Origin of the sequence: Dokdonella sp., from assembly GCF_019634845.1 — a bacterium.
In the GTDB taxonomy this organism is placed as follows: Bacteria; Pseudomonadota; Gammaproteobacteria; order Xanthomonadales; family Rhodanobacteraceae; genus Dokdonella_A.
In genome coordinates, this window is the sequence record NZ_JAHCAQ010000006.1 from 82,599 (window position 1) to 98,630 (window position 16,032).

Consider the following 16,032-nt stretch of genomic DNA (forward strand, 5'->3'; position numbering starts at 1 on the left):
GGCACGCCGCCGCCCCCGCGATGGCCGCTGCGGGCTGTCCGTCGCGTCGCGCTTCGTGAGACGCTTGCGTGTCATCGTCGATGCTGGCGGTGGCGCGGCGACAACGGGGGGCGGAGTGGGGATGGAGGCAGTCGACAACGGACTCGTGGTGTATCGCGCCAGTCGCATCGAGGCGCTGCTGGCGCCGCTGTTCGAACTGCTCGCTGCAGCGCCGCCCGCGCATCTGCTGGCGCCGCACGAGCTCATCGCCGCCCATCCGGGCATGCGCCACTGGCTCGGCCGCGAACTCGCGCGGCAGGCCGGCGCGACCGGCATCGCCGCCAATCTGCGCATCGAACTGCCGAGCACCTGGCTCGACGCCCTGGCGCGCGAACGGCTCGGGGCCGAGGCCGTCGCGTTGCGGCCCTATCGCCGCGAATTCCTGCGCTGGCGCATCCACGAGCGCCTGGCCGCGCCCGACGACGCGGCGCTGGCGGCCTGGCTCGACAGCGTGCCGGCCACGCGCGCGCAGCGCCGATTCCAGTTGGCGGACCATCTTGCGCGGCTGTACTCGCAATATCTCGTCTACCGGCCCGACTGGCTCGATGCCTGGGCCAGGGGACGCAACGAGGTGCCCGAGGCGGCTGCGCTGGCGGAGCTGTGGCGGCAACTGCGCCGCGAGATCGGCGTGCCGCACCGCGGCGAGCGCATCATCCAGCTCATCGCCGCGCTCGAGCGTGGTGCCGGCCCGGCGCAGGAGCCGCTGCACGTGTTCGGCATCGCCCATCTCGCCCCGGCCGAGCTCGCCGTGCTGCGCGCGGTGGCGCGCCATCGCCTCGTGGTGCTGTACGTGCCCGATCCATGCCGCGAGCATTGGGACGGACTGGGCAGTGAGCGTGCTGCACTGCGCGAACTCGTCGCGCGTGATCCACTCGGGGCAGACAGCGAGGCGGCCTTCCTCGAACAGGGCCATCCGCTGCTCGGTGCCTGGGGACGCATGGGCCAGCACTTCGTGCTCGCGCTCGACGAGGTCGGTGCGGTGTTCGACACGCGCCACCACGAGGACGGCACGGTGGTGCAGCCGGTTTCGCGCCTGCAGGGCGTGCAGGAGAGCATCCGGCGATTCGATGCGAGCCTGATCGGCGAATGGGCGGATTCGCCGCGTGCCGATGCGAGTCTGCGCGTGCACGCCTGCCACACGCGGCTGCGCGAGCTCGAGGTGCTGCGCGATGCGCTGCTGCAGGCGCGCAGCGACGACCCGACGCTGCAGCCTGCCGACATCGCGGTGCTGATGCCCGACATCCACGCCTACCTGCCGTTGCTGCCGGCCGTGTTCGGCACGCCCGGCAGCAACGAGGGACCGTTGCCCTACCACTGCGCCGATGTCGCGCTGCGCCATGCACACCCGTTGTTCGAGGCGTTCCGGCGCCTGCTCGAGCTGCCACATTCGCGCTTGACCGCGCCCGAACTGGCCGACTTCCTCGCGCTGGCGCCGATCGCGGCGCGGCTGGGCCTGCAGCCTGGCGATCAGGCCGTGGTCGAGCGCTGGCTCGAAGCGAGCCGCGCGGCGTGGGCGCTCGATGGCGAATTCCGCGCGCGTTTCGCGGTGCCGCCGATCGAGGAGCACACGCATGGCTGGGCCGTCGATCGCCTGTTGGCCGGCTATGTGCTCGGCGCGCAACCGCTGGCCGACGCCGTGGTGGAACTGCCCGACGCCGCGCGACTGGCGCCACTGGAAGGAGTCCATGGCACGCAGGCCCCCTTGCTCGGCGCGCTCGACCGCCTGCTCGTCGAACTGCGCGAGGCATGCCGCGATGCGCTGTCCCCGCGCCGCGCCAGCGAGTGGAGCGCGCGCCTCGAGGCGCGCATCGACCGGCTGTTGCGCGTCGAGGCCGACGCCGCCGCCGGGCTCGACGCGCTGGCGCGCGTGCGCGACATCGTGCGCGCGATCGCGCTCGAGCCGGCCGATGCCGGCCTCGACCCCGAACTCGAGTTCGCCGTCGTGCGCGAGGTCCTGCTCGCGCAGCTCGACGGCGTGCCGGCGCGACAGCCGTTCCTGTTCGGCGGCGTCACCTTCTGCGGCATGGTGCCGCAACGGGCGATCCCGTTCCGCATGATCGCCGTGCTCGGTCTCGACGATGGCGCGTTTCCGCGCGCGCCGCGCGCCGGCAGCCTCGATGCGATGCGTCAGCATCCGCGGCTGGGCGACCGCGATGTGCGCAGCGATGACCGCTACCTGTTCCTCGAGACCGTGATGGCGGCGCGGTGGCGCCTGCATCTGTCCTGGATCGGCGAGGGCGTGCGTGACGGCAAGCCGCGCAATCCGGCCGCGCCGCTGGCCGAGCTCATGGCCGCGCTCGACGCCGGCCGCACCGGTGCCGACGACAGCGCCGGGCAGCCGGCGTCGCGGCAGCAGCCCTGGCTCGTGCGGCATCCGCTGCAGCCGTTCGATGCGCGCTACTTCGACGGCGCCGATCCGGCCCTGTATTCGTATCGGCACGTGTGGGCAGCGCTGCAGGGCGCGGCGACCGCGGCCGCGCCGGTACCCGCCTTCGTCGCCGGCGCTGACGCCGCCGGCACGGCGGCGGACGCCACGCCGGACGCGCCGGCCGTCATCTCGCTGGGCATGCTGCTGGCCTACTACCGCGATCCGGCGCGGACCCTGCTCGAGGACGTGCTCGGCCTGCGGCTGGACGCACTGCGCGAGGACCGGTTGCGCGAGAGCGAGCCCCTGGCCGCGGCGACCGAGGCGCTCGACCGCGTCGCCGCGCGCGTGTTCGTCGAGCAGCTGGCACGTGGCGAATACGCCGCGCCAACGCTGGCGCCGGAGTGGCTGCGGCTGACCGGCCTGCTGCCGCCGGGGCGGGCCGGCGAGGAGGCATGGCGCGGCGAGGCCGACAAGGTCGCGGCGCTGTTCGCCGCGCTCGCCGACCCCGCCCATGCCGCGCACGCGCTCATCGCGCAGCCGCTGCCGCCGGCGCGGCCGATCCGAGTCGAGCTCGCGCTCGGTCGCCGCGTGCTGCGCGGCGAACTGCGCGAGGTGTACGACACCGCAGCCGCGCGCTGGCTGCTGCAGGTGCGCCCCGGCAAGCACGAGGACAAGCTCGGTTTTGCCGAGCGCATCGGCGCCTTCCTCAACTGGGCCGTGCTGCGCCTGGTCACGCCGGCGACGCAGCCGGTGCGCGTGGCGTTGGCGGCGCTGCCGGCCGCAAAGCCCGCCTTGGCCTGGGCGGCGCACTGGCACGATTGGGACGCGCGCTACCTCGGCGCCACCGAGCCCGAGCGCGCGCGGTTGCGCAACGCGCTCGAAACGCGCGTGGAGGGGCTCATCGAGTTCTTCCTCGCCGCCTGTGGCCAGCCGCGCTGGTATTTCCCGCGCAGCTCGTGGGTCGCGCTCGACGACGATGCCGACGCGATCGCCGATGCCTGGCTCGGCAGCGACCACCATCTGGGCGAACGTGATCATGCGCCCGGCTATGCGCGACTGCTCGCCGGCAACCGCGATTTCCGCAGCGGCGCCGACCATGCCGACCTGGTGGCGCACGCGCGCGCGCTGCGCGCGCTGATCGAGCCGGTCGGCGAAGGCGCGGCGCGATGAACGCCCCGACCTTCGTGTCCGACTGGACCGCGCTCACGCTCGACGCGGGCGGGCGCAGCCTCATCGAGGCCAGCGCCGGCACCGGCAAGACCTGGACGATTTCGGTGCTGTATCTGCGCCTGCTGCTCGAGCGTGCGCTGTCGGTGCGCCAGATCGTCGTCACCACGTTCACCGAGGCCGCCGCGCAGGAATTGCGCGAGCGCATTCGCGGCCGCCTGATGTGGGCGCTGGCGCAAGTCGGTGCTGCGACAGCCGACCACGATGCAGGCGAAGCCGCGGTGGCGCGATGGCTGCAGGCACGCGATGCCGTGGCGTCCCGCGACCGCTTGCGGCTGCGCCTGGCGCTGGCCGAGCTCGACCTTGCCCCGATCGGCACGCTGCACGGCCTGTGTCAGCGCATCCTGCGTGATTTTCCGCTCGTCAGCGGCGCGCCGTTCGAGGCCGGCATGATCGTCGACGCCACGCGCCTGCGCAGCGAGCTGCTCGATGACCTGTGGCGCCGCCTGGTGCAGTCGAGCACGCCGCTGGCGCCCGATGATGCGGTGGCGTGGCAGTTGGGCCGCAGGCGACTGGAGCAGTACCTGCGCGCGGCACTTGCGCCCGGCGTGGTGGTGCCAGCGGCCGACAGCGCGGCCATCGAGTCCTTCCTCGCCCTGCTCGATCCGGCGCAGGCGCCCGCGATCATGGCGCTGGCGCAGGCGCCGGTCTATGCGCGCAGCAATTCGGCGCTGCGCACGCGCCTGCTTGAGGTGGCCGAGCGGATCGGCAGCGGCCGCCTCGATCGTGACCTGGCCGCCGACCTCGGCGCGGAAATCCTTGACCGGCTTGGCGCCGGTCCGCAGTCGAACTTCCATCGCGATGCGATCGCGGAGGGCCGCCACCATGCCGTCGCGGCCGAGGCGCAGCGCATCGGCGAACGGTTGTGCGCAGGCAGCCGCGCCCTGCTGCAGCGCGTGCTGGCGCGCTGCCAGAGCGAGCTGCGCGAGCGTGCCGAGCAGCGCCTGATGGCCGCCGGCGAGCTCACCTACGACGCGCTCATCACGCGTGTGCAGGCCGCGCTCGGCGACGGCAGCGACCGCCTCGGCGGCCAGCTCCACGCCACCTGGCCGGTGGCGCTCGTCGACGAGTTCCAGGACACCGACGCGCTGCAGTACGACATCCTCGATCGCATCTACCGCGCGCCCGACGGGTCGTCGCGCGGCCGGCTCATCATGATCGGCGACCCCAAGCAGGCGATCTACCGCTTCCGCGGCGGCGACATCGATGCCTATCTCGCTGCGCGCAGCGCGGCCGACGAGCAGATGACGCTCGCCGTCAATTTCCGCTCCTCGCCCGCCTACGTCGCCGCCCTCGACGAGCTCTACGCCAGCGCCGGCCGCGTGCTCAGCAGTCAGCCCGGCCACGCCATTGCCTGTGGCGACGTGGCGGCGGCGCCGGGGCGCGCGGACAGCTACAGCGTGGCGGGCCGGCGCTGCACGCAGCCCTTGCAGATCCACTACCTCGCGTCGGCACCGCCCGACGCGGCCACCTGCGAGGAGGAGGCGCTGCGTGCCTGCGCCAATCACATCGTGGCCTTGCTCGATGGCAGCCATGCGCTCGATGGCGTGGCGCTGCAGCCGCGCAACCTCGCGGTGCTGCTGCCCGCGCATCGCCACATCGCGACCCTGCGCGAGCTGCTGCAGCAGCGGCGCGTGCCCTGCGTGTCGCGTGGCGCGGCGCGCGTGTTCGACTCGGAATGGGCGCGTGAGCTGCAGGTGTTGCTGCACGCGGCCTTGCATCCGGGCGATGCGGGCGCGGTGCGCGCGGCGCTGGCGACCGAGCTCGGCGCCTGCGATTGGCAGCGCCTGCGGACGATCGCGGCCGATGCCGACCTCGCGCAGGAGGCCAGCCGCTGGCTGCACGAGCTCGGCGAGGTTTGGCGCCGCCGCGGCGTGCTGGCGCTGGTGCAGGCGCTCATCGAGCAGCGCGGTGCCGTGCTCGCGGCGCGTGCCGACCTCGAGCGCGCGTTGACCGACCTGCGCCACCTCGGCGAGCTGTTGCAGGCGCAAAGCGAACAGGCCACCGGCCGTGACGAGCTGCTGGCCTGGTTGGCCGACCAGCGTGGCGCGCAGGCCGCCGGCCGGACCGGTGACGAGCAGGAGCTGCGCATCGAATCCGATGCCGCGCGCGTGAGCCTGCTGACCGTGCATGCGAGCAAGGGCCTGGAGTTCGACATCGTGCTGCTGCCGATCATGTGGAAGGCGCAGCCGGCGGCCGGCGAGGTCGTCACCATCCACGACGCGGCGAGCGGCCAGCGCGTGCTTGGCTTCGATGCGGCGGCGCGCGCGCGCGACGACTGCGAGGTGCAGGACGAGCGCCATCGACTGCTCTACGTGGCGCTGACCCGTGCGCGCCATGCCTGCCACGTCTATGCGTTGCCGCCGTCGCGACCGGCGCGCCGGAACGGCAGGAGTGCCGCCACCGATCCGCAGCGTGCGCCGCTCGATGCGATGCTCGAGCGCCTGCTGGCGGCCGATGCACCGGCGCGGCTGAAGCATGTCGCATTGTCGACAGCCGGTTGGCCGTGGCCGCCGGCGCAATGGAGCGACGCGGTGGCCGCGCCATCTGCGCGCAGCGCGCGCAACGAGCCGCCGGCCGTTCCGCTAGCGTACCGCTACAGCTTCTCGGCGCTGGCGCGGCGCGCGGCGCGCACGCTCGCTGACGAGGATGCCGCCGGCGACGAGCGCGAGGTCGCTGCGGTCGAGCTGGCCGCAGTCGATGCGGCGCCCGCGGCGCAGCCCTGCGCTGCCCTGGAGCCGCTGCTCGGTGTCGTCGGCACCGCCTTCGGCAATGCCGTGCACGCGGTGTTCGAGAGCCGCCGCATCGGCGTGCCGCTCAGCGCGCAGCACGAACTCGTCGCCTGCGCCCTGCGCGATGCGCGCGTGCGCGTCGATGGGGCACACGGCGGCGTCGCCGCCACGGCCTTGGTGGCGCGGCTCGCCGAGCGCCTGCAGGGCGTACTCGATGCGCCGCTGCCGGTCGGTCGGCACAGCCAGCCCAGCCTCGGCGGCTTGGCGGCGCAGGCACAGCGCGCCGAGATGGAGTTCAACTTCGTGCTCGACGGGGTATCGCTGCGGGCGCTGCGCGAGGTCTGTCCATGGACGCCGGGCGAGTCGTTCGGTGACCTGCGCGGGCTCATGAACGGCAAGATCGATCTCGTGTTCGAGCACGAGGGCCGTTGCCATGTCGTCGACTACAAGACCAACCGTCTAGGCGACGGGCGCGACTTGGCGGCCTACCTGCCGGCACGGCTCGACGCGCCGATGGACGAGCACCACTATCGGTTCCAGGCGCTGCTTTACACGGTGGCGGTGGAGCGCTACCTGCGCCAGCGCAGGCGCGATTACCGCCGCGAGCATCATTTGGGCGCCACGCTGTACCTGTTCGTGCGTGCGGTCGGCATCGACCCGGCGCTGCCACAGGCTGGCATCTGGACGCATCGCTTCGACGATGACCTGCTCGATGCCGTCGATCGGGTCCTTGCCGGGCGCAAACTGGCACGGGGTGACGCATGAGCGGCTATCGTTTCGAACGCGCCGACGGCGAGCTCGACTGCGACGCCTGGCGTGCGCTCGACCGCGCCGTGTATCGCTGGGTGCGCAGCCACGGCGGTGATGCGCTGCTGGCAGGCGTCGCCGCCTGGACGAGCCTGGCCGAAGGGCAGGGCGATGCGGCGCTGTCGCTGCGTGCCCCGCGTTACGGCATGGCGCCACTCGACGCGGCGCACCTGGCGGCGCTGCGTGACTCGCCCTGGGTGGCGACGCGGCCCGAGCACGGCCAGCGGCCGTTTGCGCTCGACGCCGCCGGGCGCTTCCAGTTGTGGCGCAACCACGCCCACGAACTGGCGATTGCACGCCATGTCCAGGCGCGGCGCGCGGGGGCGCCGTCGGCAGCGCCGGCGGCACCTGCCAGCGAGGCCGATCTCGACGCGTTGTTCGGCAACGATCGCAGCGCCGCGGTACAGCCGCAGCGCGCCGCGGTACGTGGCGTGCTCGGTCGGCGCCTGTTCGTGCTGACCGGCGGGCCCGGCACCGGCAAGACCACGACCGTGCTGCGCATGCTGCTGATGCTGCAACGGCATGCCGCCACGCCGCTCAAGCTGCGCCTGGCCGCGCCGACCGGCAAGGCTGCGCAGCGGCTTGCACAGGCCCTGCGCGACGGCAATGCGACCTTGCGCGCCGGCACCACCGCAGTGGCCGACGCCTGGTGGCCGCTGCTCGATGCGATGGCCGGCATCGAGACCCTGACCGTGCATCGACTGCTCGGCTTCCAGCCCTGGCGCAACGCCTTCGCACGCGGCGCCGGCGATCCGCTCGATGCCGACGTCGTCGTCATCGACGAGGCCTCGATGGTCGACCTGGGCATGTTGCGCAGCCTGTGCGACGCACTGCGCCCCGAGGCCTGCCTGATCCTCGTCGGTGATGCCGACCAGCTCACCTCGGTGGCCACCGGCTCGGTGCTGGCCGATCTGGTCGCGGTGCTCGAAGACGACGCGCGCGGCGATCTCGTGCGGCTCGAGCACAGCTTTCGCGCCGAACAGGGGCTGGCGGCCGTCAATGCCTTGGTGCGGGCCGGCGATGGCGCTGCCTTGCGGCGGGCGGCCGCCGACGGCACGGTGCTGCGCCAGCGCGTGATCGGCGACGAGCGCAGCCTGCGCGGCGCGCTGCGCGAGTGGGCGGTTGAGCTGGCCGCCGAGCCGGCGTTGCGTCCCGTCCTCGATGCCGGTGCCGCTGCCGGCGATGCCGTCACCGCGGCGCGCGTGCGTGGCGCACTCGGCGCGCTCGCGCGGCGCCAGCTGCTGTGCGCACTGCGCGAGACGGCGTTCGGCAGCATCGTCGCCAATGCCTGCATCGAGGCGCAGTTGCGCGCGGCCTGGCAGGTCGATCCGCAGGCGACCTGGTATGCCGGGCGCGCGGTCATGGTGACGCGCAACGACCATGCGGCAGGGCTGTTCAACGGCGATGTCGGCATCTGCCTGGCCGATGCCGCCGGTCGCCTGCGGGTGTGGTTCGACACGGCGCGCGATGGCGTTGCCGGCGTGCGCGCGCTGGCGATACGCGACCTGCCTGCGCACGAAGGCGCCTTCGCGATCACGATCCACAAGAGCCAGGGTTCGGAATACGAACGCGTCGCGGTGCTGCTGCCGACCGTTGCCGACCATCGCATCCTGTCGCGGCAACTGCTCTACACGGGCTTCACCCGCGCGCGGCGCGAGGTCGAGCTGTGGGCCAACGATGGCGTGCTCACTGCGGCGCTGCGACAAGTGCTCGAGCGCAACGGCGGGCTGGCCGACAAGCTGGTGCAGACGGCCGCGTGAACGGCGCGAGGTGGCGGCTGCGGCCGGTTACACTGCAACCACGACAGGCGGGAGAGCAACGATGGACTGGCGCCGCGCGGGTGTGATCGGGTCGCTGCTGTGCGGCCTGTCGGTGGCGCAGGCGGCCACCGAGGTCGAGCTGCTCGAGTCGTTCCCTGCTGGTGGCGACATCGTGGTGGCGCCCAACTCGAACGTGTACCTGCGCGCGCGCTACTCGGTCGACTCGCCGCAGCACATCTGGCTGCGGCCGTATTTCCGCGGCAAACCCGCGCGCGCCGGCAGTGGCACCTCGCCCGAGTATGCGGGCAGCGGCGAACTGCTGGGCTGGTTTTTCCTCATGCAGGACGGTGCCGAGGTCGACGAGATCCGCGCCACCGCCGGCGATGGCAGTCTCGCACGCACGCCGCTGGTCGCCAGCTGGCCATTGCACGTGGTCGCGCGCAGCGGCGCGCCGGCAACGGCGGCCGAGCCGCCCTGGGTGGCGACGCTGCAGGCGCAACGCGAGGCGGCCGATCGCGCGGCCGCCGCGGCCCATGTCGAGCGGCCGCTCACGCGCGGTGAGCGCACGCTGGTCGGTGGCTTCATGCTTGGCGTGCCCGTGCTCGGCCTGTTCGGTCTGCTGGCACCGTGCTGGGGCCTGTGGCGTTGGCGCGGGCGCTGGCGCTTGGCGGCGGCGGTGCCGGCCGTGGTGATGGGCTACGTGGTCGCACGCATCGTGGTGGACGGTGCACGTGATCCGACCTCGCACAACCTGTGGCCGTTCGAGATCCTCATGGCCGGCGGCTGCAGTTCGGCGCTCATGATCGTGCTGTTCATCGCGCGCGCCCTCATCAAGCCGGCGCGAGCCGTCCGCTGAGTCCGGCTGCGCAGCGGCGCGGGCTCGACGCGACCCGCACGCGCGTACCCGTGCGGCGCGGCGCGGGTACGCGGACGATGGCGGCGGTCAGCGGTTGGCTGCGCTGCGATAGCGCTCGAACCAGGCCAGGATCGCCGCCGTCTTGGCGGCCGATTGCGAGGGCCGTTCGGCGAGGCCGCCGTGGTTCGCGCCGGGCACCTTGATGAGCGCGGTCGGCACGCCACGCAACTGCAATGCCTCGTAGTACTGCTCCGACTCGCTGACCGGCGTGCGGTGGTCCTCGCCGCCGACGATGACGAGGGTGGGCGTCTTGACGTTGCCCACCAGCGACAGTGGCGAGTGCGCCCAGTAGCTCGTGATGTCCTCCCACGGATACTTGCCGAACCAGTAGCGCGCGAAGTACGGCGTCATGTCCGAAGTCAGCACGAAACTCGTCCAGTTGATGACGGGCTTCTGCGACACGGCGGCGCGGAAGCGGTCGGTTTTGCCGACGATCCAGGCCGTCAGCACGCCACCGCCAGAGCCGCCGGTGACGAACAGGTTGTCGCGGTCGACCGAGCCGGTGGCGATCGCGGCGTCGACCACGCTCATGAGGTCGTCATAGTCGTGGCTTGGATAGTTCTTGTCGATCTGGTCGGCGAAGGCCTGGCCATAGCCGGTCGAGCCGCGCGGGTTGGCGTAGACGACGGCGTAGCCGGCGGCGGCGTAGAGCTGGTAGTCGGTCGAGAACGCGGGGCCATAGGCGGCGTAGGGTCCGCCGTGGATTTCGAGGATCAGTGGATATTTCCTGCCGGCCACGAAATCCGGCGGCGTGACCAGCCAGGCGTCGATCGGCAGGCCGTCGAATGCGCTGACCGCGAGCGGCGTGACCTTGCCGAGCGTGCGCGCGCCGAGCAGGGCGCGGTTGAGTCGGGTCAATTGGCGCGGCTTGCCGTCGCGCACGAGCCACACGTCGGCCGGATGCTGCGCGTCGCCACCGGTGTAGGCGATGCTGCCGTCGCGCGCGCTGCTGAACTGGCCGCCGCTGTAGGGCCGGTCGAACTCATCACCGACGAGATTGTCGGCCAGCGTGCGCAGGCTGCCATCGAGGCCGACGCGTGCCAGGCGCGTGCCGCCGCCTTCGCCGTAGGTGACGAACAGCGCGCGACCATCGGCCGCCCAGCGTGGATCGGCGACGCTGCGGTCGAGCTTGGCAGTGAGCACGCGCGACTGGCTGCCGTCGGCGCGCATGAGCGACAGCTGTTCGTTCTGGTAGCCGAGGTACCTGTCGTCGAATCCGACGTAGGCGATCGACTGGCCGTCGGGCGATACCACCGGCGCGCGATCGGGCCCGCGCCGATGGGTGAGCGTGCGCACCGCATGGGTGTCGAGCGCGACGGCATGGATCTCGCTCTCGGCGATGTTGCGCTCCCAGTCGGGTTCGAGGTTGGCGCTGAACAGCACCTCGCGGCCATCGTGCGACCAGGCGATCTGGCCGCCTGCATTGTGGGCGCCGAACGTGAGCTGGATCGGCGCGCCGCCATCGGCCGAGGTCCAGAAGATCTGCACGTAACCGGGCTTGGCGTAGCCGCCCTCGTCGGTGCGATACACGATCTTGTCGATGACCTGCAGCGGTTCGGCCCACTGCGCGCCGGGCGGCTTGAGCGGCGCCTTGCCCAGTTGCGCGCCCTCGTCGGGCACGAACATCGACCACGCGATGCGCGTGCCGTCGGGCGACCAGGCGATTCCGCGCGGCGCATAGGGCAGGCTGGTGATGCGCGCACTGGCGCCAGTGTTCATCCAGCGCACGTAGAGCTGCATGCCCGGGCCGTCGCCGTCGCTGGAGAGGTAGGCCAGGCGCGTGCCGTCGGGCGACCAGCGCGGTTGCACGTGGGAGCCGGCGCCGGCGACCAATGGCGTCTGCACGCCGCTGGCGACGTCGATGAGCCACAGCGTCGAGCGCGCGCGGTCGTGCATGATGTCGTTGCTTTGCCGCACATAGACCACGCGCTTGCCGTCCGGCGCGATCTGTGGATCGCTGGCGGCCTCGAGATTGAACAGGTCATCGCCGGTGAGCACGCGCGGGGCGTGCTCCGCGGGCGTGGCCAGTACCGGGCTGGCGAGCAGGATCGCACACAGGGCGATCGACAGGCGTGACGACATGGCTGAGGCTCCGTGGCGAGGCCCACGCGAGGGCGCAGGCGACAGCCTGTCACGATAGCGGCGCGCACGCCGTCCGGTACCCGCCAGAAGTCGTGGTCGGGGTGGCCGCGATTGCCGGTGCGCGTCGCAGACCCGCGGCCAACCACGTGCCGCTTGCGTCGCGACCCGTCACCTGCGCCGTCACAAGGCCGGGGTTCACGAATTGGGCGCTCGATCGGCAGCGGCCCGCGGTGACTAACCGCTATCGATGCGGGTGGCACGCACTCGCTGATGGTCATGCCGATGACTGGGTCCGAACGGCTACCGCGGGCGCCGTGCACGACGCCGTCGACGACCAAGGGCACGGTGCAGAGCGAGTCGGCGGGCAGTAGGTACCCGACCGCATCCGCGCGCATGCGTTGATCTGCTTCCTCGCGCTCGTGCTCCATCGCATTCTGCGCAGCCGCATGCGCGCGACCGGCAGCAAGTTGTCGCCGAGCCGCGTACTGGCACTGCTGCGCCAGGTTCAGCACATCGACCTCTCGATCAACCAACAATCCGCCGCACGCAGCAGCGTGGTCACCCCCGAGCAACGCGACCTCTTCGCTCAAATGCGATTGCCCGCACCAACCCAACACACCATCTCGTGGTGACAATTTCGAATTTCGTGGGCTTGCCAATCAACTACTTACGGATGTGGCTGCGGAACTTGGGCGCGACCTACTGACGCATCCAAGTTGACCCCCCCCGAAAAGTGCCTCCTCCGAGCGGGGAGGAATGGAACTCATGGATGGCAATTGATCGGGCGTGTATGACGAACAGGTTTCGTAACATTGCCAAACTTGGCGGGCGCTTCATATGATGCGATACACGACCTTTCAAACGAGTCATCCACCAAGCGGTGCAAGGAGCGAGCGATGTCCAATGGCAACACGAGCGTCTCATTGATGGAAATCGCCCGACGTTCCTGGAACGAAGGGATGTTGACAGCGCCAACGAAGGAGGCGCTCGAATCGCGGCCGCTGATGGTCTTCGCGAGCTTGGGCTATCCGTTCGAGGACATTGATTCCGAGAACAAGGACCTGGCGCAGGCGATTCGCGAAAATCTCGAACTGTGTGCCGAACGGGCGATCGAAAGCGTTGCATCCTTCAGCAGTGCCATCGCTCCCGACGACAATACTGGCGTCTTTTTCTATCTGTTGGTCAACGCAGATGGAGATGAGCAGTTCAGCACGTTCTGGGATGGCAGCACTGAATTTGCAGGCCCTCATGGCGGAAGCATCAAGGCCCTGATGGCTGCGCATGACTTCGAGGAGATGCTTCGCGAGCATGGTGATAGTACGACTATCGAGGTGTTCACCGTACTCGTGTTGCCTGATCCGGACGAGCAGTCGGTTTCATTGGAGACGGTCCACGAAGTGACCGAGGACTATGACGGTCGCGCAGTGTTCGTGGATCCCTCCGAGGGCACGTGCACCCTGCAGAATTGGAACAACGGGGAACTTGATTCTGGAATCCTCGTTGCTGCAGACAACGATCTGGACGAGGATGACTACATTACCGACGAGACAGCCGTTCGCGGTGTGATTCTCGAGCTGTGGAAGAAGGCCAAGGAATCCTGACGCGCAGGTGGAACTGTTCGGAATGCGTGAGATCGCAAGGGCGCTGGATCCAGCGTCCTTGCGGGGGTGCTCGCCGAATCCCGTGAAGAGCTGATGGCGTCGGCAGTGGCTCAGGTCAATGTTGAAACGGCACATGACCCGGGGCAGACCGGGGGCCTTGCCCCCTACTCGGGATACACCATCGGCGGCGATGTCAACCTGAGGGCGTTGGGTCGCGTGGGCAAGGCGGTTGCCAAGACGACGTTGGCAAGCGTCTTCCGGGTCGAGGTGGGTCAGCGCGTTTTCGCGTACAAGCGATTTCTCGTCAAGGCGCGGTCATCGTGGGCGCGTGAGGTTGCTTCGCACCTGCTTCTTCCGCGTATTGACGTGGCCGCACTCCAGGCATTCGGAATCGATGCGCAGGATCGCCCGTGGCTGATGACGCAATGGTGCGGCTGGCCAAACCTGCGCTGGCTGCTTCGTGAAGATGGTGGCAATGCGTCTAAGGAGAATGCGGGTCACCTCATTGGACGAATTTCCGAATCACTTCGTGTCGTGGGCTACGCGTGGACCGACCCGGCTACACGGAATCTCCTGGTACCGGACCTCGCAATGACTCGCTATTGCATGGTCGACTATGCGTTGAGGCCGATCGGCAGTGCGCCGGCTTTTGAAGCGCGTATCGCAGCGCTGTTGGTCACATCAGAAGCAACGAGCTTCTGGAAGGCGGACTTCGACTCCAACTGAAAACCGACCAAAGGGGGAGCCATGGACTGTTCAAGCGCCTGGATTCGAGGAACCGAACTCAAACGGGTGATCAATACTTACAAGCCGCGACACGACTTCGGAAGCATGAAGGAGAATGAGCGTGTCCCGCTCGACCTCGACAAATACCGATACCTACTTGGCGAGGATCGTTGCGATCCCGTGCCATTCGTCGTTCAAGGTGACCTCTTCGTAACCATCCATGATGTCGACGTGGAGTGTGAGGTCATCGACTTCACCAACATCCGTTTCACGCGCAAAGCATTGAACAGCGCAATCCTGGATGCGCAAAGGGACGTGGATGCGGTCAAGGATGATCGTTATGGAACGACGAAGGTCAGCGAGCTGGCGCGATCCATCAACTTCGGCGATTCAGATGCGGCGGTGGGATTGAGCGAGGCAGTTTGCATGTGGGGCGGCGGCGGGCGTGTCTGGGGAAACTTGCTGCGTCACTACGACAGGAGCGAGTTGGGCAGCGAGCTGTCCAAGTGGTTCCTCAGCGCACACAAGGAGGAGGATCCCGTTCGCGCAATCGGACCTGGAATCGAAATCAAGGGGCTGGGTGTCTCATTTGCAAGCAAACACCTGCGTTTTCTTGCGCCTGAGCGTTTTGCGGTACTGGACGACGTCCTGCACCAGGGACTTGGCTATGCGCTGAACGCGATGGGTTACAAACTCTTCCTTCGCGATCTGGACAGGCTGAGCAAGGCACACGACCTCGCCTATTGCGTTGCCGACCTGGAGCACGCGATCTTCCTCATGGTTCGGCAAATCGTCCGGTCGATGTAAGGGGTGTTCGAAAGGGGTGCCCGCGAAAATCATGTGCGGCGTTCTGGAGACATCAAGCACGGCAAAAAAGCATAGAAACCAACTCAGTCATCACCATCTGCCCATGCGCTTTCTACTTCCTCTCTGAACGCCTCCATGCGGTCCACGAGTGATTGCGCACGTTTCTGGCGTTGCCGGTACTTGGCAATGCTCCAGTCGGGATAAAGGACGGTGGGGTGTGCGTTGATGCCAGCATAGCCGCGCGAGAGCAAATCCATGACCCAAGGTTCGTCGGTGTTTCCGCCGGAGAGCATCGAGCCTTCATCATCGCGCCGTTCGGAAACGAAAATGCAGAATTGCCCGATGGCCTCTGGTTTCAAGTATTGGCAATCATTGCCCCAACCGAAGTTGAACAACTCGAACACTTCGTAGAAGTCACAGCTGGGCCGGCTTCGAAGCTTGTCGAGCATCTCCTGGCTATCCACCTCCTGCCCAGAGACGCGATCCATGTTGTCGATGATGCATGAAATGACCTCCCTGTCCCTCACGATCACCACGAACTCCTCGTGGGCAAACTCACCGCCGCCGGCATATCCGGCCAGCACTCCGAGGAAGGTTTCATCCTCGACCCGGTCAAATGCGACAAACCACCTGCATCGGGCAAAACCATCGGATTCGTCCAGTTCCCAGCAGCCATGCCATTTGAACGCGGCATCTGGCAGGCTTCCCGTGGATTCGGAGCGCAAGGCGTTCAGATTCTCCAGTGCTTTTTTCATGGCATTGGGATGGATTCAAGGTCGGGGTTCTTTGGGGAACGGTACTGCGAGAATGCTGGGGCGATCCACTCATTTCCAATCGATCTCAGAAGTGGAGCTATGCCGCCATGGCGAATTTTTGCATGGGGGTAATACCGCCGATGGCCATGTTGGGCCGTTTGTTATTGTTGGTCCATAGCCATCGCGCTGCCGACAACTGGGAGCAAGCAGGT

Annotated in this window: 10 protein-coding genes; 8 read left to right on the forward strand and 2 right to left on the reverse strand. The window is 68.9% G+C overall.

Annotated features, from left to right (window positions below; genetic code table 11):
- Positions 1–121: 121 nt before the first annotated feature.
- The 4 genes from recC (at position 122) to KF903_RS06000 (ending at position 9,789) form a co-directional block, all read left to right on the forward strand.
- Positions 122–3,577, forward strand: coding sequence for an exodeoxyribonuclease V subunit gamma (recC, locus tag KF903_RS05985; RefSeq protein ID WP_291212386.1), 3,456 nt, complete (start codon positions 122–124; stop codon positions 3,575–3,577).
- On the forward strand, positions 3,574–7,131 hold the full coding sequence (locus tag KF903_RS05990) for a UvrD-helicase domain-containing protein (protein ID WP_291212389.1): 3,558 nt from the start codon (positions 3,574–3,576) through the stop codon (positions 7,129–7,131). Before recC ends, KF903_RS05990 begins: the two co-directional genes overlap by 4 nt.
- Positions 7,128–8,933 carry an exodeoxyribonuclease V subunit alpha gene (recD, locus tag KF903_RS05995; protein WP_291212392.1) on the forward strand — a complete coding sequence of 602 codons (1,806 nt, stop codon included), beginning with the start codon at positions 7,128–7,130 and terminating at the stop codon, positions 8,931–8,933. The genes KF903_RS05990 and recD overlap by 4 nt, the downstream gene beginning before the upstream one ends.
- A 61-nt stretch (positions 8,934–8,994) precedes the next feature.
- Positions 8,995–9,789, forward strand: coding sequence for a hypothetical protein (locus KF903_RS06000; protein ID WP_291212395.1), 795 nt, complete (start codon positions 8,995–8,997; stop codon positions 9,787–9,789).
- A gap of 87 nt (positions 9,790–9,876) precedes the next feature.
- On the opposite strand, the gene KF903_RS06005 is transcribed toward KF903_RS06000, so the two are convergent.
- A complete protein-coding gene (locus tag KF903_RS06005; protein ID WP_291212398.1) occupies positions 9,877–11,931 on the reverse strand; it encodes a S9 family peptidase in 2,055 nt (684 codons plus the stop codon).
- Positions 11,932–12,329: 398 nt separating this feature from the next.
- On the opposite strand from KF903_RS06005, the gene KF903_RS06010 reads away from it, so the two are divergent.
- From KF903_RS06010 to KF903_RS06025, 4 genes are all read left to right on the forward strand, one after another.
- Positions 12,330–12,563, forward strand: coding sequence for a hypothetical protein (locus tag KF903_RS06010; protein ID WP_291212401.1), 234 nt, complete (start codon positions 12,330–12,332; stop codon positions 12,561–12,563).
- A 264-nt stretch (positions 12,564–12,827) separates the two neighbouring features.
- Entirely contained in the window at positions 12,828–13,532 is a 705-nt protein-coding gene (locus tag KF903_RS06015; protein WP_291212403.1) for a hypothetical protein, read from the forward strand.
- A 66-nt stretch (positions 13,533–13,598) separates the two neighbouring features.
- The gene (locus KF903_RS06020; RefSeq protein WP_291212405.1) at positions 13,599–14,258 is read left to right on the forward strand and encodes a hypothetical protein; all 660 of its coding nucleotides are present in this window, start codon (positions 13,599–13,601) and stop codon (positions 14,256–14,258) included.
- 21 nt (positions 14,259–14,279) lie between these two features.
- Positions 14,280–15,065: a hypothetical protein gene (locus KF903_RS06025; protein WP_291212407.1), complete on the forward strand. Its 786-nt coding sequence runs from the start codon at positions 14,280–14,282 to the stop codon at positions 15,063–15,065.
- A gap of 83 nt (positions 15,066–15,148) precedes the next feature.
- On the opposite strand, the gene KF903_RS06030 is transcribed toward KF903_RS06025, so the two are convergent.
- A complete protein-coding gene (locus KF903_RS06030; protein WP_291212410.1) occupies positions 15,149–15,820 on the reverse strand; it encodes a hypothetical protein in 672 nt (223 codons plus the stop codon).
- Between the last annotated feature and the right edge of the window lie 212 nt (positions 15,821–16,032).